The sequence below is a fragment of the Allobaculum fili genome (genome assembly GCF_020969955.1).
GTDB lineage: Bacteria > Bacillota_I > Bacilli_A > Erysipelotrichales > Erysipelotrichaceae > Allobaculum > Allobaculum fili.
This window is the reverse complement of record NZ_JAHDSX010000116.1, coordinates 1-409: the sequence shown is the minus strand read 5'-3', so window position 1 is coordinate 409 and position 409 is coordinate 1. Positions and strand designations below refer to the sequence as shown.

At 43.5% G+C, this 409-nt stretch carries 1 pseudogene; it reads right to left on the bottom strand.

Going from position 1 to position 409, the window contains the following annotated elements:
• Positions 1–122 precede the first annotated feature (122 nt).
• Positions 123–409 (bottom strand): annotated as a pseudogene (locus Afil_RS10760) (IS5/IS1182 family transposase); the annotation flags it as partial.

Genomic DNA, 409 nt, shown 5'->3' with positions numbered 1-409 from the left:
CAGATAGAAATTCTTCAAAAACTGGATCTGATTCCACGACCAGATCCAGTAGACCAGCCCAAAAGGAAACGTGGTCGTCCACGCAAAAATCCGACCGTATAGTTTAGCTGATTGGGAAAGTTCTAATCAAAAGAATAAGCTGTTTTTCGCACAGCCTTGCAGCGTTTGAGAAGCTCTTCTCTGGGAGAGATATGTCTAAAACAAGAGTTTGAATGCGTTGAATCTACAATGATTACATTTTTCGCGCTCATAACCCCTTTTTCCAGTGCCAGATCGACCGGCCTTTTGATGAGGTCATCAAGAACAAGGTCCTGTGGGAGACGAGTAGAGCGAAATTTGGAAAGAAGAGAGGGATCGATAATCTTCGTCTCTTCAGGATCCAGACCAAGAAAGAACTTCATTTCGAGGT